17 protein-coding genes are annotated in these 23390 nt (G+C 56.3%); 6 read left to right on the forward strand and 11 right to left on the reverse strand.

Annotation, left to right across the window (positions count from 1 at the left end):
* The first annotated feature begins 4 nt into the window (after positions 1-4).
* Genes ACZ1G7_RS12825 through ACZ1G7_RS12835 form a run of 3 tightly spaced genes read left to right on the forward strand, consistent with a single transcriptional unit; the run spans position 5 to position 2830 of the window.
* Positions 5-949 carry a Gfo/Idh/MocA family protein gene (locus ACZ1G7_RS12825; protein ID WP_472659783.1) on the forward strand — a complete coding sequence of 315 codons (945 nt, stop codon included), beginning with the start codon at positions 5-7 and terminating at the stop codon, positions 947-949.
* A 5-nt stretch (positions 950-954) separates the two neighbouring features.
* On the forward strand, positions 955-2076 hold the full coding sequence (locus ACZ1G7_RS12830; RefSeq protein WP_472659784.1) for a DegT/DnrJ/EryC1/StrS family aminotransferase: 1122 nt from the start codon (positions 955-957) through the stop codon (positions 2074-2076).
* 4 nt (positions 2077-2080) lie between these two features.
* Positions 2081-2830, forward strand: coding sequence for a glycosyltransferase family 2 protein (locus ACZ1G7_RS12835; protein WP_472659785.1), 750 nt, complete (start codon positions 2081-2083; stop codon positions 2828-2830).
* Positions 2831-3068: 238 nt separating this feature from the next.
* Here the strand turns inward: ACZ1G7_RS12835 and ACZ1G7_RS12840 are convergent, their stop codons facing one another.
* Positions 3069-5690 carry a M10 family metallopeptidase C-terminal domain-containing protein gene (locus tag ACZ1G7_RS12840; RefSeq protein ID WP_472659786.1) on the reverse strand — a complete coding sequence of 874 codons (2622 nt, stop codon included), beginning with the start codon at positions 5688-5690 and terminating at the stop codon, positions 3069-3071.
* A gap of 411 nt (positions 5691-6101) precedes the next feature.
* On the opposite strand from ACZ1G7_RS12840, the gene ACZ1G7_RS12845 reads away from it, so the two are divergent.
* The 3 genes from ACZ1G7_RS12845 to ACZ1G7_RS12855 all read left to right on the forward strand — a co-directional run bounded on the left by ACZ1G7_RS12845 (position 6102) and on the right by ACZ1G7_RS12855 (position 9748).
* Positions 6102-6848 (forward strand): SDR family NAD(P)-dependent oxidoreductase, encoded by a 747-nt coding sequence (locus ACZ1G7_RS12845; protein WP_472659787.1) that lies wholly within the window; start codon positions 6102-6104, stop codon positions 6846-6848.
* A gap of 251 nt (positions 6849-7099) precedes the next feature.
* The gene (locus ACZ1G7_RS12850; protein ID WP_472659788.1) at positions 7100-8611 is read left to right on the forward strand and encodes a PstS family phosphate ABC transporter substrate-binding protein; all 1512 of its coding nucleotides are present in this window, start codon (positions 7100-7102) and stop codon (positions 8609-8611) included.
* 42 nt (positions 8612-8653) lie between these two features.
* The gene (locus ACZ1G7_RS12855) at positions 8654-9748 is read left to right on the forward strand and encodes a LysM peptidoglycan-binding domain-containing protein (protein WP_472659789.1); all 1095 of its coding nucleotides are present in this window, start codon (positions 8654-8656) and stop codon (positions 9746-9748) included.
* Between the two features lie 57 nt (positions 9749-9805).
* Here ACZ1G7_RS12855 and ACZ1G7_RS12860 read toward each other — a convergent pair whose 3' ends face one another.
* From ACZ1G7_RS12860 to ACZ1G7_RS12905, 10 genes are all read right to left on the reverse strand, one after another.
* Entirely contained in the window at positions 9806-11392 is a 1587-nt protein-coding gene (locus tag ACZ1G7_RS12860) for a phosphate ABC transporter substrate-binding/OmpA family protein (protein WP_472659790.1), read from the reverse strand.
* A gap of 210 nt (positions 11393-11602) precedes the next feature.
* The gene (locus ACZ1G7_RS12865; RefSeq protein ID WP_472659791.1) at positions 11603-12376 is read right to left on the reverse strand and encodes a hypothetical protein; all 774 of its coding nucleotides are present in this window, start codon (positions 12374-12376) and stop codon (positions 11603-11605) included.
* Positions 12369-12710 (reverse strand): hypothetical protein, encoded by a 342-nt coding sequence (locus tag ACZ1G7_RS12870; RefSeq protein ID WP_472659792.1) that lies wholly within the window; start codon positions 12708-12710, stop codon positions 12369-12371. The genes ACZ1G7_RS12865 and ACZ1G7_RS12870 overlap by 8 nt, the downstream gene beginning before the upstream one ends.
* Before the next feature lie 77 nt (positions 12711-12787).
* Complete coding sequence (locus ACZ1G7_RS12875) at positions 12788-13981, reverse strand: dynamin family protein (protein WP_472659793.1); 1194 nt, start codon at positions 13979-13981, stop codon at positions 12788-12790.
* Positions 13978-16155, reverse strand: a complete 2178-nt coding sequence (locus ACZ1G7_RS12880; RefSeq protein WP_472659794.1) for a dynamin family protein — start codon at positions 16153-16155, stop codon at positions 13978-13980. Before ACZ1G7_RS12880 ends, ACZ1G7_RS12875 begins: the two co-directional genes overlap by 4 nt.
* Before the next feature lie 191 nt (positions 16156-16346).
* A complete protein-coding gene (locus ACZ1G7_RS12885; RefSeq protein ID WP_472659795.1) occupies positions 16347-17630 on the reverse strand; it encodes a hypothetical protein in 1284 nt (427 codons plus the stop codon).
* Complete coding sequence (locus tag ACZ1G7_RS12890) at positions 17631-18650, reverse strand: PP2C family protein-serine/threonine phosphatase (RefSeq protein WP_472659796.1); 1020 nt, start codon at positions 18648-18650, stop codon at positions 17631-17633. It lies immediately after the preceding gene.
* Positions 18634-19506 carry an FHA domain-containing protein gene (locus tag ACZ1G7_RS12895; RefSeq protein WP_472659797.1) on the reverse strand — a complete coding sequence of 291 codons (873 nt, stop codon included), beginning with the start codon at positions 19504-19506 and terminating at the stop codon, positions 18634-18636. The genes ACZ1G7_RS12890 and ACZ1G7_RS12895 overlap by 17 nt, the downstream gene beginning before the upstream one ends.
* A gap of 39 nt (positions 19507-19545) precedes the next feature.
* A complete protein-coding gene (locus ACZ1G7_RS12900) occupies positions 19546-22278 on the reverse strand; it encodes a serine/threonine protein kinase (RefSeq protein WP_472659798.1) in 2733 nt (910 codons plus the stop codon).
* Positions 22279-22583: 305 nt separating this feature from the next.
* Positions 22584-23351: a copper chaperone PCu(A)C gene (locus tag ACZ1G7_RS12905; RefSeq protein WP_472659799.1), complete on the reverse strand. Its 768-nt coding sequence runs from the start codon at positions 23349-23351 to the stop codon at positions 22584-22586.
* Positions 23352-23390: the final 39 nt, after the last annotated feature.

Consider the following 23390-nt stretch of genomic DNA (forward strand, 5'->3'; position numbering starts at 1 on the left):
CGCTATGAAACGCTACGCCCTGATCGGTGCTGCGGGCTATATCGCGCCACGCCATCTAGAGGCGATCAAAGCGACCGGCGGGGTTTTGGACTGCGCCTTTGATGTCAATGACAGCGTTGGCATCATGGATCGATACTTTCCCGATGCAAAATTTTTCACCGTTTTTGAAGAATTCGAAGACTATGTACACGCGGCGAAGGATGGCGAACGGGCCGTCGATATCGTGTCCATTTGCTCGCCGAATTTTTTGCACCGGTCACATATCAGTTTCGCGCTGCGTGCTGGTGCGGATGTCATTTGCGAAAAGCCATTGGTGCTGAATTCAGACGATCTGAACATTCTTGGGGCATTGGAAACATCCGCGAAAAGGCGTGTGAATTCCATACTCCAGCTGCGATTGCACCCGTCAATTCTAGAATTGCGAGAGCGTGTTTTGTCTGCGCCAAAAGGCAAGATGCACGAGGTTGATCTTGGCTATTTCACCTCTCGCGGTGCTTGGTATCATTCCAGTTGGAAGGGCGATGACCGTAAATCTGGGGGCATCGCAACCAATATTGGCGTCCATTTCTTTGATATGCTCGGCTTCGTTTTTGGCGCGTTGGAGCACAGCGCGGTCCATCATAGAGCTGATGATTGCGCGGCTGGGTTTTTGCAGTTCGAGCGGGCGAAAGTGCGTTGGCTATTGTCAATCAACCGGGCGCATTTGCCCCGGCAAACACCTGACGGGCAGTCGACCTATCGATCCATAACTGTGGACGGCGCCGAGATCGAGTTTTCAGGCGGGTTTACGGATTTGCATACGGCAAGCTACAGCGCGGTTTTGGATGGGCGTGGTTTTGGCTTGGATGTTGCGCGCCCGTCGATTGATATGGTCGAAGCGATCCGTAGGGCAAAGCTAGAGCCAAAGGCAGGTGAGGCGCACCCAGATTTAGCGCAGCTTGTCGAGTAGGTCTGATGCAGTTCATTGACCTCGCGGCCCAACAGGAACGCATCAAACACAAGCTTGATCAACGTATCGCGTCGGTTTTGGCACATGGTCACTATATCATGGGCCCAGAAATTGAGGAGCTGGAACAGGCGCTTTGCGAATTCAACGGCGCGAAACACGCGATCAGTTGCGCGAATGGGACGGACGCGTTGCAACTTTCCTTAATGGCTCTCGGGGTCGGGCCAGGTGATGCGGTATTTTGCCCAAGTTTTACCTTTGCCGCGACAGCCGAAGTGGCACCACTGGTTGGCGCGACGCCCGTATTGGTCGATTGCGACCTGTCTACATTCACGATCGATCCAAATAGCCTTGCTCGTTGTGTTGAACTCGCAGTTTCACTTGGATTGCGCCCGTTGGTGGTGATTGCGGTCGATTTGTTTGGCCAACCCGCAGACTACGATGCGCTGACCGAGATCGCTATGTCGTTTGGAATGCATGTTGTTTCAGACAGCGCGCAGGGATTTGGCAGTCGTTACAATGGGAAAGCGTCCGGCCAAAATGGGGTGCTGACGACGACCTCGTTTTTTCCAGCGAAACCTTTGGGATGTTACGGCGATGGCGGCGCGATTTTTTGTGACGATGAAGATTTGGCCGAACGGCTACGGTCGCTCCGCGTTCATGGGAAAGGAACCCACAAATACGAGAATCTGCGGGTTGGCCTAAATTCCCGTTTAGACACGCTTCAAGCGGCAATTCTTTGCGAAAAACTGGCGATTTTTTCGGATGAACTGGCGGTGCGTGAAGATATCGCAACGGCCTATTCAGCGGCGCTTGCAGACTATGTCAAAACACCTGTGATTGCCGATGGGCGAGTGTCGAGCTGGGCGCAATATACCATCAAGTTGCCAGATTTGGTAGCGCGTGATCGGGTCAAACAAGAACTGGCACAGGCACATGTGCCAACCCAGATTTACTATCCGACGCCTCTGCATCTGCTGGCTGCTTATCAGGATTTCCCGAAAGACCCATCTGGTTTGGATTGTTCCGAACAGCTTTCAAAGACCGTTCTGAGTTTACCAATGCACCCTTACTTGGCGAGTGATGATCAGGAGACAGTCATTCGTAGCCTCAAAGCATGTGTGACCTGAAAGCATGGGTGTTCTTTATAGACCACTGGTGTCGATCTTGATGCCTTTTCATGCGGCACAGGGGACTGTTGCGGAGGCTGTTGCTTCTGTGCGGGCTCAAAGTTTTGAGGATTGGGAGCTGTTGATCGCGCAAGACGGGGTCGCGGATTTGGCGACCCGATATTTGGGTGACGCGATCTATGACCCGCGGATCAAAATTTTGGACCCGTTCAGATATGACAGCGCAGCGCGTGCGCGCAACGCGGCCCTTAAACGCGCGCGGGGGCGCTTCATTTCTTTCTTGGATTCGGATGATCTTTGGTTGCCGAGCAAACTGGATGTGCAGATTGACGAAATGTGCCGCACCGAAGCTGCGTTTTCCTGCACGGGATACTATGTCGAAAAGACACCGCACCGCACGATCCGGCGGGTTCCGCCGCCTGCGATAACACGGCAGTCCCTTTTGTGGGGAAACAGGATTGGGTGTCTTACGGCGGTCTATGATACGCGACAGTTGGGCAAGCAGCCGATGCCAGATATCGCAATGCGCCATGATTTTGCGCTTTGGCTAAAGCTGCTTGGCCGGACCGAAAAATGCATCGGTCTTTCGGATCCATTGGCTGTTCACCGCAGGTTCAAGGGGTCGCTTAGCGCTGATGTTCGCAAAGCGACAGTTGCGACCTGGTCGATGCTGAGACAAGAGGCCGGACTTGGGCCGGTCGCGGCGACTGGTGCGGTTCTGTCGCATTCGATTGGCAGGTTGGTGCGAGGCTAACCTTTGAATTGCATGGCTTGGGCATAATCTGGCGGCGATGGTTTGACACCTATTATGTCGTAGGATTTCTAGGTCCACTGGAATTTTGTCGCAATTCTCGGCATCGCAAATAAGTTGCGTGATTGCCGGTTAATTCTTTTGAGTACCTAGACGATGTCGCGAATGTAACCCAAATGGTCCGAGAAGTTTCAAAGGGGTCACGGGATTGTCGTCTCGGTCAGATCTGTGACGTCTGATCCTAGAGGTATTCTTCTGACAAGAGTGTGCCGGAACTGTCGAATACTCGATTATAAATGTCCCAAGTATATTCGTCATCGACGTCAAACAAAGCGACCCGCTGGTTGCCATTCTCGAAATCCGTGACCTTCTTGGTGAGCCGATCTGCAGCGTCGCGCGTCTCATTGATGAAGTTCCAGTTTCCGGAATCTGCGACGTCAAAGATCAGACGCGTCTGCTCGCCGGTATCGAAATTGGTGCGTTTGTCGTAGAGCGCATCATTCTCGTCGCGGTATTCGAAGATCGTTTCCCAGGTCTGAGTGGAGTCTATGTCAAAAATCACGCGCAGCTGCGTGTCATTGTCATAGTTGGTTCGCTTCTCGTAGAGCGCGTCGGCTGTGTCGCGGTATTCGAGGATTGTATCCCAGATTTCGGTGTTGGCGTCGTCGAAGATAACGCGCAGCTGAGTGCCATTGTCGTAATTTGTGCGTTTGTCGTAGAGCACATCGTCACCATCGCGATATTCCTCAATGGTATCCCATGTGTTGATCGCCTCGACGTCTGAGATCGTGCGTATCTGAATGCCGTTGTCGTAGTCGATCCGATAGTCATATTCCCGGCCCTGTTCGTCTTTGTAGGACGAGATTTGTTCCCAGGTTCGAGTGCCATCAGAGTCGAGATCGATGGTGACGGAGCTGCCATCGTCATTGCTTGTTGTATAGACGGTCAGGTTGGCATTGTTGTCATAGGTGAAGCTGCGTTGCGCGAATGCTTCTTCCGTACCGGCGTCGTGGACTTTCACTGTCTTTCCGGCGAGCGAAAAGTCGTCAAAGCTAGGATCGCCGAGGTCCCATGCACTGGTCAGGTTGGTGGTCAGCGATGCGACGACAGCGATGTTGCCAGTTGCGGCAACGGCCTGAATGGCCAGATCCCCGATTTGAACCATGCCGCCGACCGTGCCCAGCGTATAGGTTTCTTGCCCTTCAAGGTGGACAATATCGCCAGTCAGCACGCCTGTTTGGGTGTTCACATCGGAAAAACTGTAATCGAGAATTTGGCCGCGATTGGCGCCGAAAACGAAAACGTCGTTGGCTGCGCCACCGGTGAGCGTGTCATCTTGCCCGCCGCCGTAAATCACATCGCGGCCAGCGCCACCGTTGAGGTCATCATTGCCCGCGCCGCCGACCAGAATGTTGTCGGCATCATTGCCCAAAACCTCATCATCGCCGCTGCCAAGAATGACGTTTTCGATCACGGTATCCGTGTAGATCGACAAATTTCCGCGTAATCCGCGATAATCGGAAATGGAACCGGGTGTGAGGTCGATGCGATTTGCGGTGGTGATGTCCGAGAAATCCAAAAGATCGACACCGCCATCATCGATGATCGTGAATGTCGCGCTGTTTTCGGAAAACATGTCGTTGTAGTAGCCGCCGGCGGTTGAGCCGTCGCCATAGACAGTGTTGCCAGCGCGGATTGCGCCATCGACGCCGTAGAGCGCCTGCATCGCCGCGATGTCGCCTGTCATCGGGGTCATGACATAGGCGAATGACGCGTCGATTGCCGTATTTTCAGACTGGCTGAAATACGACATGACGCTCATTTGCCAGCTGTCATTGGTGTAATTGTTGTCGACGCCGTAGCGCGCGCTGCCGTTGTAATTGCCGCCATGCCCAAGCCCCATGGCATGGCCGATTTCGTGGATATAGGTTTGAAGCGAATAGCTGGAATAGTCGAGATTTGCGCCGCCTGCGCCATCGTTTGACCAGTCATTCTGGATCCAGTCGGCGCCGATATTGATGGAGGCACTTACGATATCGCCGCCCGAGCTTGAATAGCTGGCATAGGCGCTGCCGGCGACCGCATCGTCAAAGGTTATGCCGTATTGGCCACTGGTCAGCGACGTCAGGTTGAAACCGATGCCGGTAACCATGGTCCATGCGCTCATGGCGGCGAGCGCGAAGGCTTGCCCGCCCGCGTCCAGTGCTGAAATATCGACATCAATGTCGTCGCCGGGGCTAACATCCCAAGAGTAAGTGGTCGGTGTCGAGGATTGGCCGGACCAGACCCAAAAATCTTCGGTCAGCTGCTCGACGACCTGCGCGACCGTGTAGGTTTCAACCTCCGGCGCTTCGCTAAAGGTTGCAGTAAGCGCGTAGGTGCCTGTGTCGTTATTGCCGTAATCCTCCGCCGAAATATAGTAGGTGCGGTCTGTATCGCTGGTGTTGTTGAAGTTCAGCGTTGAGCTGTCAGCCGTGTAGCTGGATTCATTTTTGACAAAATTGCCTTCTGAATCGTACAGCCGCACGAATGGATCCTGCACCGACCCGGCGCCTGACGCTGTCATAACGATGTCGACGGCGGTTTGTGCGGGGACGATGATGCGGATCCAATCGGTGTCACCAATTGTGTCTATGGCGCCGTTAAACACGTCACCATCGGAAATTGCGGCTGTGCTGGCTGTCGTGCCGGGCTGATCGCCGTTTTCGTTTATGGTTTGATTGACCTCATTGGAGGCGCAGTCGCAGGCATAGTCGCAGCCGCATGGACTATCAGCGGCGGACGGATCGTGGCCGCCGGGTCCGTGCTGATGCGCTGCTTCATTTGCGCCGCGTCCGTTTTGACTTTCCTGTGCTAAGATCATGCCAACCCCTTTCGGTTCGCAGAAAGATGCGCGACGCCCTGGCAGGGACCAGTGGCTTTGATCCGCATGTTTTCGGATCGCCGCAATACTCGTAAAAACTCAATTGGCCTGATTTCTATGATCCGGTCCGTTAACATCGCGCAAAGATCGTGGGGCGCAAAATTATTGGCGAAAAACCGCTTGTGGGTAGGAAGATCCAGATTGGCGACAGCCATTTTCATACCGTTTACAGTTTCACGCCACCCGCGCATTGGATCGCAAATTCGAGGGCGTTTCGTAAAGCTCAAACTCTTTAAAATTTGGATCAACCGGGGGTGTATGAGGCCAAGTTTGACCGGGTTATTTGCAGCTATTGCTGGCCTTTTCGTGGTGCGTTGGTTTTGATGGGCGCGGTCAGGTTTTGGGGTGAGCATGGACACAAAGGTTGCATTGGTGACGGGCGCGGCCCGTGGGATCGGGTTGGCAACGACGCGGTTGTTTCTGGATCAGGGTTGGGCGGTCGCGATGGTGGACCGCGACACGGAGGCTTTGACGCAAGCCACGTCTGAGGGCGCGCAGCAATTCCTATGCGATGTCTCGGACCCGGATGCGGTGGCGGCGCTGATCGTAGCGGTTAGCGCCGCATTTGGACGCATAGACGCGGTCGTCAACAACGCGGGCGTTGCCGATTTCGGCCCGATTGAGGAGACGGATTTTACCCGCTGGCGCCGGGTGATGGAGACGAATTTGGATGGTGTGTTTTTGGTTTCTCAGGCGGCGATCCCGTCTTTGAAAGAAACACGCGGGGCATTGGTCAATATTGGTTCTATTTCGGGGCTGAGAGCGTCCACATTGCGCGTGGCCTATGGCACGTCAAAAGCGGCGGTGATCCAGTTGACTAAGCAGCAGGCGGCGGAGCTGGGCGAGTTTGGCATCCGCGCCAATTGCGTTTGCCCCGGTCCGGTGCGCACCAAGCTGGCGATGGCGGTGCATACCCAGGAGATTATTGACGCCTACCATGACGCGATTCCGCTGAACCGCTATGGCACCGAGCAGGAGATTGCTGAGGTGATCGTATTTTTGTGTTCTGAGAAGGCCAGCTACGTGACGGGGCAGGTTATCGCCTCAGATGGCGGGTTTGAAAGCACCGGCGTCGGGCTGCCCGCTTTGCGCAACTAGCGCCCGTCCAGGTCGCTCGCCCCTTGGACGCCCCACCCCGATGGGCATGAAGACTGCGGCGAGTTTCAGGCCGGTGCCACGCGAGGGTCGAGGCGACAAAACGCGTTTCAGACGATTTTCAACAGTTTGGGGAAAACGGGCGGATTGTAGGTCAAACGACCCCAAATTCTTAACAAAACCTTAAAGCGTGCCAGTTTTGGCCATATTTCACGACGATTTTGTTCATGATTTTGAATTGGTGGAGTTTTTTCATGAAAACTGTTTCGCATTTGGTTGTTTTGTTTGGGGTGCTGGCAAGCCCTCAGCTTGCAGCTGCGCAGCAGATTGAATTGCTGACCGATGACGGGCTTTTGAGCGTTGCAGGGACGTTCCAGGGATTTGATGGCACGATGATTGCTGTCAAAACCGGCTATGGCGTCATTCGTGTTCCGGCGTCCGAGGTGGTTTGCAAAGGCGCATGTCCGCCGGGCGTTGCCGTTGAGCTGAACGACACAGAATGGACCGTTTCATTTGAAGGCAAGCGGCAGAAGGCGTTGTTTAAGGCTTTGCTGTCACTGGATTTCGTAGCATCCAACGCGGATGTATCGATCACGACCGCGAGCGATAGCGTTGTGATCGAGTCTGAGAACCCGTCGGGCATTTCGACCCTGAACTATACCCATGATGCTGGAAGTGCAGATCTGCGCTTTGAACTTGGGAGCCGGGCCACGGCGGCGGCGCTTCCATTGGCGGCTGGCAGCCCGCCGGAGCGTCAGGTTTTTGAGCTGGCGATTGAACCGTTTGGTATCGTCTTGGGTGCCAAAACCGGGGTCGATGCGCTGCGCTATGAAGACGTCGCGATGATTTTCTCGGGCGACTACACCAATTGGGAACAACTCGGTGGCAGCAATACCGAGATCAAACCATTTGTTGCCGCGACGGCGCAAAGCCAGCTTGAAAGCTTGGAGGCCGGAGTGCTTGCGCCCTTTGGCCTGACGCCAAGTAAGGCGATTTCGCGTATGAGAAATGATCAAGAGCTTGCCTTGGCCACCACGCAAACAATCGGTGGGATTGGTTTGGTAACTTTGACTGCAATTGATCCATCAATTGCGACGCCGATCCGCAATGCTTGCGGCGGGCTGGTTTATCCAAACGCCACCACAATTTCTGCGGGAACCTACCCACTGACGGTTTCGAGCTATGCCGCCCTTGCGCCGACCTCTGGTCCGGACGCGACGACGAAGCTGCTGGACAGCCTGTCAGGCGACGCGATCCAAAACGTGATCTCAGCATCAGGTTTTGCGCATCAACGGATCGACCAGATCTCTTCTGAGATAAAGGGCGAACGGCTTGCGTCGATCTTATCGGCCGAATGGCCGGAAGACCTGAAAATCACCGCTGGGCAAATGTTAAACGAGCTGTTTGTGGCAGAGCAATTGTCGCTGCGATTTGATGCCGACCCTGCTACGGATGCCGCGCGGGGCCGGATGCGTGGCGACTTTGTCCGTTTGGCCGAGGCGATTGAACGGGGCGATTTTGACAACCATGAGATCATCTTTGTCGGGTTTTCGAACCTCGATACTGCGGCGCGGGCGATTCAAAGCTCAAAACAGGCTGCACAAGATGTTCTGGCGGCCTTCAAAGATGTCGCCCCGGCGGCCTGGGATAATGAAGCCATTAGCCTGAGCGCCCATGGATACGGAAGCGTGGGTGTTGAATGCGTAGCCTCTGTGGCGGGACGCGAAGAGAGCTTCATCGAAATATGGGTCAGGCCAAAAATCTGACGCAAACATTGGCGTCGCACACTTAGTACGGAGACACACACCATGCGCACTACCAAGAGGCTTGCGACTTGCGCGCTGTTTGCGGCTGTCGGGCTCAGCTCGACCGCCGCGTCTGCATTGGCGGAGGACGCAGTGCAATGCGGCGTTCCCTATACCGTCAAAACAGGGGACACTTTGGGCAGTATTTCGGCGCGCGCCTATGGCTCGACCAAGGAATTTTCGACGATCTACACTGCCAATTCCCAAGTGATCGGACCCAATCCGGGCGCGATTGAGATCGGGATGCAATTTGAAATTCCGTGCCTCAACGCCGCGCTCGCGCCGTCGACAGCGGACGCTTCGACGATAGCGCCTAAGACGACGACGGGCGCGCTTCCCTTGCCGGATCCAAGTACGATCCGCTTCGTTGTAGCGACCGACTGGGCGCCTTTTACCAATGAAGATCAAGAGCAGGGCGGCATGTTGGTCGAAATTGCCAATGTCGCGATGGAGAACGCTGATGGCGGGGAAAACTACCAGATCGATTTTATCAATGATTGGGGCGCGCATTTACAGCCACTGATCTCGGATCATGCTTATGATTTCTCGCTGGCTTGGTACCGCCCGAATTGCGACATCAAGGAGCGTTTGGGCGACGGGTCCAAATTCCGGTGCAACAACTTGGGTTGGTCACAGCCGCTTTTTGAACAGGTTTTCGGGTATTTTACCCGTAAGGAAGAGCTTGTTCTGAACACGCATGACGACCTAATGGGCAAGACCATTTGCCGCCCTGCGGCGTTCTCGCTGTTTCAGCTGGAAGAGCATAACCTGGTTGAGCCGAACATCACCTTGGTGCGCGCACCCTCCGCGAAAGCGTGTTTCGAGGATTTGAAGGCGGGTCGCGTAGACGCGGTTGCTTTTTCGACCGACGCTGCAGCCGGGTTGATCAATGAGCTCAAAATTGGCGATATGGTCACGTTCAACGAGTCTGTAAGCCAGGTTGTGACGATGCATGCGGTGATTTCAAACACGCATCCGCGGATGCAGGAATATCTGGACATACTCAATTCCGGGCTGACGAAGATCAAGGAATCGGGCGATTGGTTTGGCATCGTGCGCCGTCACATGGTTGCGCACCGGACCAAATCGACCACTTAGGCGCCTGTTAAATCAAAGAAACGGCGCGCTGTGCTGGCGCGCCGTTTCTTTGTGCCGTCAGCTCCAACCTTTGCTGATCCAAACCTCGACACGGCGGTTCACGGCGCGACCGGTTTCGGTGGTGTTACAGGCGGTTGGTGCGATTTCGCCAAAACCTATATGCCCCATTTTAATGGCGGGCAGGTTGTTTCCGACAATGTCGGAGAAGGTTTTGAGCACCTGACCGGCGCGGTCTGTGGAGAGGGCGCGGTTGTCTTCAAAGGCGCCGACGCTGTCGGTGAAGCCCACGAACATGACGCGCGTCCCTTGGGGCCGATCGGCAAGGTAGTGGGCGAGGCGAACCATATCCAGTTCACCCCGCCCGTCCAGTAGCGAGGACCCCGTATCAAAGCGGAATGTGGTTGAAAGGCGATCATAGTTGACCATCCGGGCGCGCATATCGCGCATTGTGTCTTCTTCGAGCGGATCGGCGGTCGGATTAGCCAAGGCTTCGGCCCGGGCGCTCCGCCCGGATTGGGGCTTGGTTTTGATGCCGAGATCGATGAAACCCGCTTTCGCGATCACGTTGTCAGCGCTTGGCGACATGGCGAAATCGAGAAACGAGGAAGCGCTTTCCGAGGGGCGGTCCTTGCGCGTGTACATGTAGAGCCGGCGCTGAAGGGCGTATTCTTCGGTCTTGGCTGAGAACGCGTCAGGCCTGGTCAAGATGCCGCATTCATTAATAAGTTTCAAAGGCTTGGCGCCGCGCTGGAACGCGTAGCCGACAAATCCGATTGCGGATTCGTCGCGGTTGACCATGGCGGCCATTTCGTTGTGGTTCTCTGCGGTTAGCGCATCGCGCTTTGGTTTGGCGTCACTGTCCGCGAAAAGCCGATTTTCGAACACGGCACGTGTGCCCGATCCGCTCTGACGCGATATCAACGTGATTGGCTGGTCCACCCCACCGAGCTGCGACCAATTTGTGATTGCGCCGGAATAGACATCGCGCAGTTGGTCCATTGTGATGGCATCGATGGGATTTTTGGGATGGGTGATGACGACCAGACTGTCGACAGCAATGATATGTTCCTGCGCCGCCGCCATCATTTGCCCGGCGCCACTGTCTTCGAGCGCTTTGGCCTCTTCGGGTTTGATGCGGCGCGACGCCATGCCGATGTCGGCGGTACCATCGAGCAGCGTTTTAAATGCAGTGCTTGAGGAGGTTGGGGTCACCAAATAGCTGCCGACGGGTTCCCCGAACCCATCCTGCGCGACCAGCTTCGCCAGCATTTCGCCATTTGTATTGGTGATGGTGGCCTCCGCGTCGCGGAATGAGGCGTAGCCTTCCATAAGGAGCGGCATAACACCAAGTCCAACCGTATCCGACCCGGCGAAGGTGACATCGGCGGTTGTTGTTTCAAAAACGGGGCAGGCGTCGCCCTCGCAACGGACACGGGAGGCTGCGATGCGCAGATCGCCCAGGCCGGTTTTGACGTAGTAGTGATCATCGCGGAAGTCGATCAGCTCTGCCACGAAATTCACAGTGCCGTCGGCGGATTTCAATCTGACGGTTTCTGCCAACCCTGTGGTCGGAAACAGCGTTGCGGCTGCAAGTGCTGCGCCACAGAGCGCGGATTTATTTCGGGTGGTTTGGTGGCGCTTCACTAACAAGGTCCTCGTTCACACTTTTCACAAGCGGTCGCGGGGTAAGCGCAACCTGTTGCAAGGACGCCCGCAGCACCTTCGCGAGGGTATGGGTTTCCTTACTCCACGCTCTGTTTTTTGGGTGAAATGAGAAGTTTTTTAGGCTTAAGCGCGGAAAATTGGCGGCAATTCTTAATTATTGGTCTGACCGACAATTTCCGACGGTGTCGTTTAGGCGCGCGCCCAAGCAGTGGCGACGGACGCGACTGAATTTGGTGCGCTTGCAACCAAGGCTTTGGTTGTTTCAGACACAAAGAAATTGACCAAGATGCCGTCGGGCAGCCGGCCATCGACGGACATCAAAAAGGGTTTTTTCCGCTGCATGTTCTTTTCAGTCAGCTTGGCTTCCAGCTCGCTTATTTTGGGCATCGCGGTGCCTTGCAGGCTGTCGATGATCGCGGCATCGCCAGTGGAGCGGAGCGCCTCCGCCCCGTCAAATTCGACGCTTGCAATAAAAGCGTCGCCTAACAACGCCTCAAATTGTTCCAACAGAGTTGGGGGCTTTGCGTCGACGTCGACCGACCAAAGCTCCGCCAGCTTTCTGATGCCGACACCGGCGTCAGACTGCCCGGATGAGGCGGCTTCGGTGGTGCGCTTCATCATCAAGGTGCCGTCGCTGGCCATCAGCTGCTGCAATAGCTTTCCAACTGTTTGAAGCAGATCGCCTTCATCGGCTGACAGCGTTTGTCCGATCACGTCTTGCGGCGGGGTCAGATCATCCGATGCATTCGCGACGCTGCGCAGACGCCGTCCGCCGGCGTTTAAAGATACAGACGACGCGCCCACTGAGAGCACGATGACGCGGGGCAGAATGGTGTTATCGACGGTATGCAATACCTCCGCCATCGCAGAGGGCGAGTTCGAGGGACCAAGCACCATTGCCCCATCCTTGAACGTGCCGGGTTCGGCGAGCGCATCAAGTTTGCGTTGAAGGTCGTCATTCATTGGCGTCGCCGCCGCTAATCTCGTCCAGGCACTTCTGTGCCTTTGGCACGAGCGCAGCGAAATCCGTGTCCAACGCGCAAACACAGCAAAGCGCATCTGTGGGTTCCTGCGATGCCCGCAAGAACAACCACATCTTGTCGCGCGATGCCACGAAAGCGGTGTTGCCGCCTTCGAGCATAAGATCAGCCTCAAGGCACATCGTGTTCAATGTGTCCTGGCTTTCGGCCGTGTTAGAATTTGTAATCAGAACCATGCGCGTGGCCAAATCAACAAAGGCCAGCGTTTCGCAGCCAGTCACCTGCTCGCACAATGTATCGAGTAGTTTTTGAACCATCGTTTATCCGACGTGTTAACCTGTCCCGTCTTGGGTAAGGCAATCGCCGTTGAAATGGAAGCAGGCTGTTGCCGAATTTAATGGGACGCGGGTGCATCTTTTGCGCTGCCTTGCTCGCCCGAGAAGATCGAACGCAATTGATTGGGCTCTGCAGATTTGCGTTGCGGCACGGAAGATGCGTCGTCTGCCATATCGCTCATCGACAAAACCTGACCGGTTGCGGCTGGCCTGCGTGGGCGGGCGGAGGGCGTGCCGGTACCGGAGCGCACTCGCTTGGGCATGATCCGACCTGCATTGGCACTGGCGGGCGGAGCTATGACCGGCTCGGAACTGTCAACGGTGATGACTGGCTGCGCGCTGTCGACCATCACGGCGGGGCCGTCATCCATCGAAAGGTCTGGCTGCGCGGGCGCGGGGTCTTCGCGCTGTTGTGTGTCGACCGCCTGTTTCAGCGATGTCATCGGCGCGTTTACAACGCTTGGTTCCGCGGCGGGTGCGGGCTCAGGTTGTGCCTGTGCGGTCTCTTCCGGGGATTTGACCGGTTCGACATCTTGTGATGAAGCCGTTTCAAAGACGGATTTGGTCATGCCCGAAACGGTGCCGTTCAGATCGTCAATGAGGGGGATGAGGTGTTCCAGGAAGGCACCGCCGCCGCTTTGCTCAAACGCTTCGAAATCTTCACCAGCTGCGAGCGCCGCTGTCAGCGAGATTGGGAAGGTCGCGCCAAATTTGCCCTCGGTTTCCTTGCCGAGACGGGCCAGCACACGGAACTTGTCGCGCTCAGATGTAAGCTTGTCGAATTTCGTTACAAGCAGGACCGAGCGTTCGCGCACTGCTTCTGGGATTGTCTCCCAGACGGCGGCCTCGGACTGACGCCATGCCTGTGTGGCATGGGTGCACCAAAGGATCGCATCAACTTCGCCCAGCATGCGCTGCCAAACCTCGGCCGACATGTTCGGATCGGAAATGCCCGGGAAGTCGATCAGGTCGCAGACCTGCAAAATATCGGCCTCAAAAAACAGGCGAATGACGCGGGTAGCGTCCACATCAATGCCTTCGAGCTGATCGAGGGAAACGGGTTCTTCCGCGCCGCTGACGTCAACGCGGAACGGGGCGTCGGTGCCGTGGGTCATCCAGACCGGCGACAGGCGCGTCGCGGTCACCTTTTCCGGCAACGGCCGTGCGCCCAGAAGCAGGTTGGACAATGTGCTTTTGCCGGCGCTGAATTCACCCATCAAGGCAATACGTGGTTTGCGGGCTGCGTCGGTCATGCAGCGTCTCCTTCGTTGTGGTCTGGTTGTGCTGTTGCGGTCGGGCGGGCGGGCCGCGCCGGGCGATCTGTGTCAAGTTCGGCCTCTGCCGGAATGTCATCATCGACGGCGAATTCTTCGAACAGAATATCGAACAATGCGTCACGTTCTTCCTGCTTGGTGATGCCAAACAGGTCTTTGAGTTCGCGCACCGAGATTTGCGACTTGTTGCTGACATCGGTCAGGATCCCGGCCTGTTCGGACAGGAATTCGTTGAGTTCTTCCAGCGCCATGCGCCGAATGTCCTCTACCTGACCATCCTTGAGGTCGTTCACGATAGGAAGCGTTTCGGCTTCGATCAGTTCATAGAATGCATCTGCATAGGCGCGGTACCCTTTGCGGCGTTTCCACCAGCCATCCCACCAGGAAGTTTGCAAATCCAGCGCGATGGTTTGGCCCAGCGTCACGGGTGGCGGGAATTCAGGGACTGCAGGCGGTGTGATCGTGAACCCGTCGACATCTGCCGACAGCAGATTGTGATAGGTATGGGTCAGCTCTTTTGCGGCGGCATCGAATACCGCTTCGCATGCGCCGGACACAGACTTTCGCATCGACTGGTAGCCGGAACGAAGTAGGATCCGCAGCCCGTCGGGGGAGTATTGCCAAAGCTCGCTCTCGCCCTTGGTTTCAAGGTGCTGGAGCAGGGATTCAAGGGCACGGTCAAGGAAGCGCTTATGCGATTGCTCGATGCGCCGCGAATAGCCTTCGACCAACCCGTTGATTTGTTCGTTCAGGGTCGCGTGGAAGCGTTCTTCTATCCCGTCGAGCCGTTTTCCAAGCATCTCGGGGTCGATCATCTTCAATTGCTGGTCGTTGAGACGCAGGGAGACGATCGAGCTTGACGCTTTAAGCCCGTGCAAATGGTTCGTTGCACGTTTGCGGATCGCGTTCATCATCTCGCGGCCCTCGCCAGCGACAATGCGACGGGCGATTGCGTCATAGAGAGCAGGCACGCCTGAGAGGTCCCAGACCTGTTCGGCTGTCAGCAGATCTTGTGCGTCGTCACTTGCGCCCGCGTAGTTCTTGAGCGCGGCGGTGCTGTCTTCAACGATGTCCTCCACAGTTTCGCGCAGCGCCATATTGGCCCAGTACGCTGATCCGAACAGCACTTCGATGTTTTCCGGGCCGTGATTGTCGGCCAGTGTCTTCAGGATTGAGGCCTGAATTTCAGGGATCTCGTCCTTAGGGTTGGCCAACTCGTCGATGCGGTTGACGAAGATGACGACCTCACGCGCTTTGACGTTGGAGATCAGGCGAATGAGCCCCATATCCATCGAGCTGAGCGCCTGAGAGGCGGACAAAACGACGACACAGATGCGGCTGCCGCGCAGCGCGTTAATCGTGATCTGTTCGCGCATCATGAACGTGTCGTTCACGCCGGGCGTGTCGCGGATGCACAGCGGCACAGGCATCGACGGCGCGTTCAAATAGAGGTCTGCGGATTTTGTGATGTCGGCGAACTGGCCTTGCGCGTCCAGTAGCGCGGGGTCACCAAAATCGTCGCCCATGCACACGTAGCGCTGCATCAGCTCATCATCGAGATGGCGGTAATTGTGGGTCTGACCGAGCATCAGCTCAAACTTGCGGCCAAGGCGTGCCTTGGTTTTCTCGCGCATCTCGGCGATTTGTGTGCGGACTTTTTCAAATTCGTCGGAGGCGCCTGCGCGGCTGGACAGCTCGCCGATGCGACCACCGTTTTCGACCAGATGGTCCCATTCGGATTGGTCGAAGAATTGGAAGGATGCGACGGTTCCGGCTTCGGTCACCGGGGTATTCAAGTGCAACGACGTGACCACAGAGGTCCATGGGTTGACGTCGGCTGGCAGCAATTCGGGGCGGCCCGCCATGGCGTTTACCAGTGAAGTCTTGCCCGATTTGATCTGCCCGATCATGGTGATCGAGGGCTCAAATTCATCAAGAGAATTCAGAAGTTTCTGCGCTTTCTTGGTGGCCTCAGGGCCGCCGAAGCTTTCGATGTCGAGCAGAGCTTCGCGCAGGTCGAGCAATTCTTCTTGGAACATATCCAAGCCACCCAGGCCATTGCGCGCAAACTCGGGCGCCAGGGCATCCGTGTTATATGCTTCCGGTGCGTCGACCGGTTCTTCGCCATCAGGCGCGATGTTCTCTATTTTCATTGCTCGGCTCCCACACACAGTCCGTCGATACTCGTTCGTTTTCTCAGTAAGAGCTCCACCGCAGCTTTGGCATGAGGCCCCTGAGAGTTAGTAAGACTGACTCCGCGCGGCATTTTTGTGGCACCAATTTGATTTAAATTGGAAACAAACAGTCTCGGTATGCGAAATGGTGTCCCGATCAACGTCCTGTCCTAAGCGGCGAGGCTCGTCTGCATTTCCTGCTTCAGCTGCACCATCAAGCTCAACGCGTCGGAGGCGACGCTGTCACCGGGTTCCAACTGGATCAGTTGGATCAGATCGGCTGCATCAACGGCAGCGTCGCAAGTCCGCGTGTAAACCGCGTCGTTGCTGACGCCGCTATTGGACAGGTAGTCCGCCAGCCAAGTGACGGTGTCGACGCAAGTGTCGATCACAGTCGCGTCGTTCAGTGTACCGGCGGAGAGACCTTCGATCATCACACCGCCTTCAGCTGAGAGCTGTTCAACGGCGATCTCAATCGCAGCTTTTGATTCCGGAGCGTAGGCTTCGATTGCAACGGGCTCGACAGTTTCGACGGCCTCAACCGGCTCAACCGTAGCTTCTGGTTCGACGGGCGCGATTTCTTCCTGAGGTTCGACAGGCGTCTCGGGCACCGCTGCGGCTTTCGCTGATGAGAAATCGACCTGACGCAAGAATACATGGGCCTGATCCACGGCGCTTTGGCGCGCGGCTTCAACGTCGCGCAGAATTGCTGAAATCAGTGCCATACCGCCAGAGCTGCGCAGCGCGTCTTTGTCGACGGACCCATCGGGCTTGCGTGCGGCGACGGCGGTTTTTGTACCGATTGGCAGCACTTGTTTGAAGAAATCCCGGCCTTGCGCTTTGCCATGGCCAAGACGTTGGCTCAGGGTCGCTTGTCCGGCGGGGTCGTCGGCTTTTGTCAGCATCAAGAACGCGTGGTCTTGCACCTTCTCGGGTGCGTAGCTCCACAGATCTTGCTCGTCCTCGTCAAAGCTACCGCTGCTGCACCAAAGAGCGATGTCGATACGCTTTGTGGCCCAGTTGATGGCGCGTTTCTGCTCTGCTGGGTCGGCGCCTGCGACGACTTCCATCATTGAAAGTTTTGTCAGCGACGGAAGCGGCAGCGACATTTCCGCGAAAGCCGGTTTTAGCGCGGCAAGCGCGGTCATATCGTTGCCTTCCATCGTCTGGGTGGACCCATCGCCCAGGGTGCATTGCATCGACGGCTCGGCGCCATGCGACAGCTGCAACGTCGGCAGACGCAGACCTTCAGGGATGACATTTGTGCCCAAAAGCAGGTTCAACAAAGTCGATTTGCCGCTGCCCGGCAAACCCAGAACGCCAAGTCGGAACGGGCGTTCAATGCGTTGCAGAATACTCTCCGCCCGGCTTTGCAGCGGCGCGGAGAGGGTTCCCGAGGCGATTGCCTCTTTCAGGTCGTGATGCGCTTCCTGCACGTCACCTTGTGCGGACATTTACTTCTCTCCGACTGAAATCTTTGCGGGCGGTTCGATCTCGGCTTCTGCTTCGGCCTCGATCTCTGGCTCCTTGACGTCCTTACCTGTTTTCGCGGCCTTGCTGTTTTTTGACTTGAACGCGGGCATGTCTTTCTTGACCTCGTCAAGCTGCACGACGCGGGTAACGCTGGAGGTGTGCTCTTCCACAACATCCGTTGGTTTCGGGGCGATGACCCGTTCCATCGGCTTGTTGTGGTTCAGCTTGATCACCGCAAAGGAAACGTTGTCTTGTTCCGGGTCCGCGAGGGCGTAGATGGCTTCCAGAAGGTAGCCCGCGATCTCGGCGGATTTCCGGCGGCGGTAGCGATGCAGGATCTTTTGGATTTTAGCTTCCTCAAGATATTGCAACCCGTCGCTGGAGACGACAACGATATCGCCGACTTTGATCTCAAACGGTGTCGTCGGACAATCCGATTTTGCAACACGGTCGCCCAGGATTACTGATGTCAGGCAGTTGCGGTCGGGATGGTTCTTGGCCGCTTCTTCGTCCAGCAGGCCCTGTTTGGCCATGAAGTCGATCTGCGGGGCCATGGAATGGTCCTCGTTGAGCTGGCTCAGCTTGCCACCGCGCATCAGATAGAGCGGGCTGTCACCGATGGACATCCAGAACATCCGGTTTTCAACCATGATTACGGAAACCAGCGTGGCGCCCATGCCGCGCACCTCTGGGTGCTCTTTGACATGGTCTTTTACCGCGGTGTTGGCATTGGCCGTCGCAATGGCCATGAAATCCGGGATTTCCTTTTCCTTTTGCACGAAATTCGCGCTTTGGAACTTCAGCTCTGAGAAGACCTCAGTGACGACAATCTTGGAGGCGACATCGCCTGCCGCGTGCCCGCCCATACCGTCGGCCAACACGACAATGCCAGTGTCGGCGCCGAACGGGAAGTCGGTCGTAATCGCGTCTTCTTGGTAGCTGCGACCGCCTTGGCAAATCGCAGAGGCCACATCAAATCGGGGTTCAGGCGATCGCCACATCGTCTGTCTCCTCGTCGCTAGAGTCTTGATCGACCCAGTTGAATTCTTCCGAGCACGCAGCCACGAAGCGCAGGGTTGTTTCGCCAACCTTGATCTCGTCGCCCGTTTTCAGGTCCTCGTTTGAAATGACGGGCTTGCCATTCAACCGAACGATGTTCTTTTTGCCGCCGTGCCCCAGAATATAGCTGTGGGTATCCGGGTCGTAGACGATTGCGGCGTGGTTCATGCGCGAAATCGCATTGTCGCCGAAATCGAGCTGAATTGCCTGATCTTCGGCGCGCCCGATCTGCGACATGCCGGCTTCTAGGTTAAAGCACTCGCCGCGTCCGGGGCCACTGGCCACCATCACCCAGCCGACCGGGAATTTAGCCCGTGCGGTTGGCGCGACTGCTTCGGCTTTTTCAAAGGCGGAAACTACGTCCCCTTCGTTGTCGTCAAAGCCTAGCAAGCGGGTTTGATTGCGCCGCCGACGCCGTGGCGTAGGCTTTTCTTCTGGTACCTCAGCTGCTGCGTCATCGCCATCAAGATCCCAGATGCTGACCGGCGCGGCACTTGCCTTTTGCGCGGCCTCATCGGCGACCTGAGCGTTGATTTTTTCCAAAATCTCCGCGGAAGCGGCGTCAGGAGCTTCAGGCTCGGGCGCCTCGGGTGTTTCCGCTGGCTTGGCCTCGGCGTCATTGTCAGCGACAACTTTGAGCGTCACCTCGCTATCAGCATCGGGCGCAGCCATCTCTTCCATCACCGGAGCGATTTCAGGTGTCTTCGCTTTGCGCGGCTCTGCGAGATCCTCTGCCAGAGTACTGGGTTTGGGCGCGCTCGCGGATTTGCGGGAAAGAAGATCTCGAATGAATTTCATGGGTCCTGTCTTTCTTTTCACTACTCTTTCAAAGCGGTCTTAGACGCCGCCGGCATAGGTCATCGCGACGACCCACATTGATCCTTCGCGCGAAACGGCAAAGCTGAATTCGGTTTGACCGTTCGACAATTCACGGTCGATGACATCCTTCAAGGACGTGCGATCTTCGATCCGCTCGGATGTTGTCATCAGGGCGATAAGCTCGTCACCAATCTCAAACTCAGATGATCCGTTTGGCAGGGCCGAGACCACTGTGGTCCAGGTTTCCCCGTTGAAGCGGGTCACAAAGCTTGTGCCGTTCAGCAGCGCGGTTTCCTGAACAATCGGGAATTCCCAAGTCTGTTCAAAGAGTTGACCGTCACCTTCCGGCTTGAGCATCAGCGAGACCAGCTGCAAAGCGTTGTCGCTTGGCTGGGCGCTGTTGCGCAGGACGTCGGAAATGTCAGACATGCTTTCGACGGCTTGACCATTGACGGCGACCACTTTGGTGCCCGGCTGGGCCCATGTTGGTGCCACGATATCGACTTCGCCGATTACGTTAGTGCCGTTCTGGCCGGTGAAGGGCAGGTCCAGAGACCATGCCGACAAGACATTTGTTGTTCCAATCGTTGAGGCTGCGGCAATTTCCGCCTGACGCTTCGCTTCGGCCTCTGCGGCAGCTGCTTCCGCGAGGCGCGTGGCCTCAGCTTCTGCGGCGGCTGCAGCCTCAGCTTGGCGCTTGGTCTCAGCGATTGCTGCTGCTAGATCGGCCTCTTCTTGGCGCGCTTTTGCTTCGGCTGCTGCGATTTCGGCTTGGCGCTGAGCTTCGGCTTCCGCGGCTTCGATTTCTGCGAGGCGCTGAGCTTCTGCTTCTGCTGCTTCGATTTCTGCGAGGCGTTGCGCTTCTGCTTCCGCTGCTTCGATTTCTGCGAGGCGTTGAGCTTCTGCTTCTGCAGCTTCGATTTCTGCGAGGCGCTGAGCTTCTGCTTCGGCTGCTGCGATTTCGGCCTGGCGTTGAGCTTCGGCTTCTGCAGCTTCGACTTCTGCGAGGCGCTGAGCTTCTGCTTCTGCGGCTGCGATTTCAGCTTGGCGTTGTGCTTCTGCTTCCGCTGCGGCGACTTCCGCTGCGCGCTGCGCTTCGGCCTCTGCTGCTGCGATGTCTGCGAGACGCTGAGCTTCTGCTTCCGCGGCTGCGATTTCAGCCTGGCGCTGCGCCTCGGCTTCTGCGGCGGCGGCTTCTGCCAGGCTTGCAGCCTCGGCTTCTGCGGCTGCGATTTCAGCTTGGCGTTGCGCTTCAGCTTCTGCGGCAGCGATTTCAGCCTGGCGCTGTGCCTCTGCTTGAGCGGCCGCGGCTTCTGCGATACGGGCCGCTTCTGCCTCTAGCTCGGCTTCGAGTTGAGCTGCTTCCATTTCAGCCTGAAGGATCGCTTTCGCTTCCTCGGCTGTTTGGTCGGTTGTGGTCGCGGCAGGCGGTGTTCCGTCCCCTGACTGAGGCGTTTCAGTGCCGGAGCCGATGATATCAAGGAAGGACGGTGTGGTAACGGCAGTGTCCGCTTCCGCTACCGCGCCGATGTCATCAGATGATGGCGTTCCTGCAGCGTCGGCATCAACCTCAGTCGGGGCTGCAGCGACGTCTTGCGTTGGAGTTACGGCTGGGGTGGCGTCCACCACCTCTGCTTCTGAGTTCGCTCCACCTGGGAATTGAATAATGCCTGTGCCGACAAGGCCACCAACGGCCAAGATCGCAATGACTGCGGCAGAGCCGAGCAATGGCACAAGCTTGGAGTTTTGCTTTTTCTCTGCGGCAACTGTTTCGGCTGCGGCGGAAGATGGTGGCGCTGCAATCGGGGTCACAACACGTGACATCCGGCGCTTACCTTCCATCATATCAAGCCATTCTTGTGCCGACTGGATGCGGTCCTTGGGCAAGATGCCAAGCGACTTATCAATCGCGGCGAGGAATTTCTTATCGTAGCCCTTTACCCGATCAACGAGCGGCTCATACGTGTCTTTTTCACCTGCCGCGATTGCAGCGAGGCGTGCCTGGCTGTTGGGCGGCACGTCACCTTCGATGAGGTGATAGAACGTGGCACCAAGAGCGTAGAGATCGCTCGAAGGCGTCTGTGCGCTGCCTTGAACATAGAATTCTTGCGGCGAATAGCCGTCTTTGACGACGCGCAGTGCAGATAGGACGCGGCTTTTCTTGGTCGCTTCCTCACGTGCGGCGCCAAAGTCAATCAGCACGGGGCGCAGGTCGGCATCGATCAGAATATTATCGGGCGAGATGTCGCGGTGCAGGATATCCTGGCTGTGAATGTAGCCAACAGCGCCGAGCACGTCTTTAAGAATGCCCTTGATCTGTGGTGCGGTCAGGCCGTGGTTTTTGTCTTCAAGCGTATCCAGAAGATCGCGCCCTTCAACAAAGTCCAAAACCATGTAAGCCGTGGCATTGTCTTCGAATACCTGGTGCACACCGACGATATTGGGGTGTTCCAGCTTCGCGAGGCTGCGTGCCTCTTGGACGAACAGGTCAACGACCGATTTCAGCTCTTTGGTGTGCGCACGTGAGCGTGGCTGCACGATTGCACGCGACCGGTGGCAGAAGGATGACGGGAAGCATTCCTTAATGACTACCCGACGGTCCAAACTGTCACGAGCAAGATATGTTATGCCAAACCCACCCGAGTTCAGAAATTTCTCGATCTTGAATTGTCCGTGCAAAAGTTCCGTGCCCGGTGCGAGCTCGTCTACGAAACTTTCGTCTTCGATCTGTTTTTCCTGCGCATTGCCCATAGCAAGACTTACCTTCAACCTAGTTAGACCACAGCTAAACCTGCTGCCTTTGGAGGGATTTTTTACAGTTAATAATGTCTAAATATGGGCAGACGTTTGATGTTTCTGAGACGGAAACACTTTGTCTTTTTTACCTTGGATTGTGCCGCAATTTCCGTAGTGCCCGTCACGATTGCCCTTAAAAACAGCGAGATTTCGCCAATACCGGCTTGTGAACAAGTTCGGTGTTTACGTGGGAATGCGCAGCGGAAGTCAGCGAATATGGACTCTAAAACCCTGCGCTGACCGCAGGTTGACCAAGCCGGTTATTGTATTTGAAACGTGAACATTGCTTCGATGGGACCGTCCGCTGTTGCGTAAGGACGGTGGTCATTGGTGTTCAGACCAACACGCAGAGTATAGTCCCCCGCCTTTAGTCCCCCGATACTAAAACTGTCTTCATACAACCGCCCGAGCTTCAAACCATTGAGGTAGATATGGGCATGGCCTTGATTTGGAACATGCGCCGCGCCGTCCTCAACCAGGACAAATTCGAAGTTCTCGACGTCGAGAGTGATGTCAAACCCGTCCGCGTCGACACCTTTGGGTGGTTGCAGGATGAGTATGGGGGAAGGATCAACCTGAACCGAATGCGCCATCCCGTGCTGCATTGCACCCATTCCGTCTTCGGCCGTGTGGCGCATTACCCTGGTTGCCAGCTCAGTCCCGTCATCGAACATCAGTGAGATCGGTTGGAATGCGCCTTCTGCGAAGCTGCCAGCGGGCACAGACAGCATGATATGGGCGCCATCCATTGCAAGGATACCGTTTGAGTTTTGCGGAACAACCAAGGGTCCGGTCCGGCTCGGGCTCATCATCGAAACATTTGCACCTGTGGGAGATGACACTCCGGTCAAGGCAACCGCAGGTCCGTCGTTTTGCATGTTCAGCGTGACCATGAACATTTGTCCGCCATTCCCTATTGGGATAGCGCGGGCGTCTGTGATGGTGATTGCATTCTGCTTGGGGGCGAACTGAAAATAAGCGACGGCGCCAATCAAAACCATTGCCAGAACAGCGATCCATCGTTTCATTGAGCTTGTCCTCGAAGATCTAATTGTGTGTATGCTAAC

The organism is Litoreibacter sp. JB4-2, from assembly GCF_055693445.1.

Coding starts and splice junctions, on each gene's coding strand:
- ACZ1G7_RS12825 (WP_472659783.1), top strand. CDS start 5: ATGAAACGCTACGCCCTGATCGGTGCTGCGGGCTATATCGCGCCACGC.
- ACZ1G7_RS12830 (WP_472659784.1), top strand. CDS start 955: ATGCAGTTCATTGACCTCGCGGCCCAACAGGAACGCATCAAACACAAG.
- ACZ1G7_RS12835 (WP_472659785.1), top strand. CDS start 2,081: ATGGGTGTTCTTTATAGACCACTGGTGTCGATCTTGATGCCTTTTCAT.
- ACZ1G7_RS12840 (WP_472659786.1), bottom strand. CDS start 5,690: ATGATCTTAGCACAGGAAAGTCAAAACGGACGCGGCGCAAATGAAGCA.
- ACZ1G7_RS12845 (WP_472659787.1), top strand. CDS start 6,102: ATGGACACAAAGGTTGCATTGGTGACGGGCGCGGCCCGTGGGATCGGG.
- ACZ1G7_RS12850 (WP_472659788.1), top strand. CDS start 7,100: ATGAAAACTGTTTCGCATTTGGTTGTTTTGTTTGGGGTGCTGGCAAGC.
- ACZ1G7_RS12855 (WP_472659789.1), top strand. CDS start 8,654: ATGCGCACTACCAAGAGGCTTGCGACTTGCGCGCTGTTTGCGGCTGTC.
- ACZ1G7_RS12865 (WP_472659791.1), bottom strand. CDS start 12,376: ATGAATGACGACCTTCAACGCAAACTTGATGCGCTCGCCGAACCCGGC.
- ACZ1G7_RS12870 (WP_472659792.1), bottom strand. CDS start 12,710: ATGGTTCAAAAACTACTCGATACATTGTGCGAGCAGGTGACTGGCTGC.
- ACZ1G7_RS12875 (WP_472659793.1), bottom strand. CDS start 13,981: ATGACCGACGCAGCCCGCAAACCACGTATTGCCTTGATGGGTGAATTC.
- ACZ1G7_RS12880 (WP_472659794.1), bottom strand. CDS start 16,155: ATGAAAATAGAGAACATCGCGCCTGATGGCGAAGAACCGGTCGACGCA.
- ACZ1G7_RS12885 (WP_472659795.1), bottom strand. CDS start 17,630: ATGTCCGCACAAGGTGACGTGCAGGAAGCGCATCACGACCTGAAAGAG.
- ACZ1G7_RS12890 (WP_472659796.1), bottom strand. CDS start 18,650: ATGTGGCGATCGCCTGAACCCCGATTTGATGTGGCCTCTGCGATTTGC.
- ACZ1G7_RS12895 (WP_472659797.1), bottom strand. CDS start 19,506: ATGAAATTCATTCGAGATCTTCTTTCCCGCAAATCCGCGAGCGCGCCC.
- ACZ1G7_RS12900 (WP_472659798.1), bottom strand. CDS start 22,278: ATGGGCAATGCGCAGGAAAAACAGATCGAAGACGAAAGTTTCGTAGAC.
- ACZ1G7_RS12905 (WP_472659799.1), bottom strand. CDS start 23,351: ATGAAACGATGGATCGCTGTTCTGGCAATGGTTTTGATTGGCGCCGTC.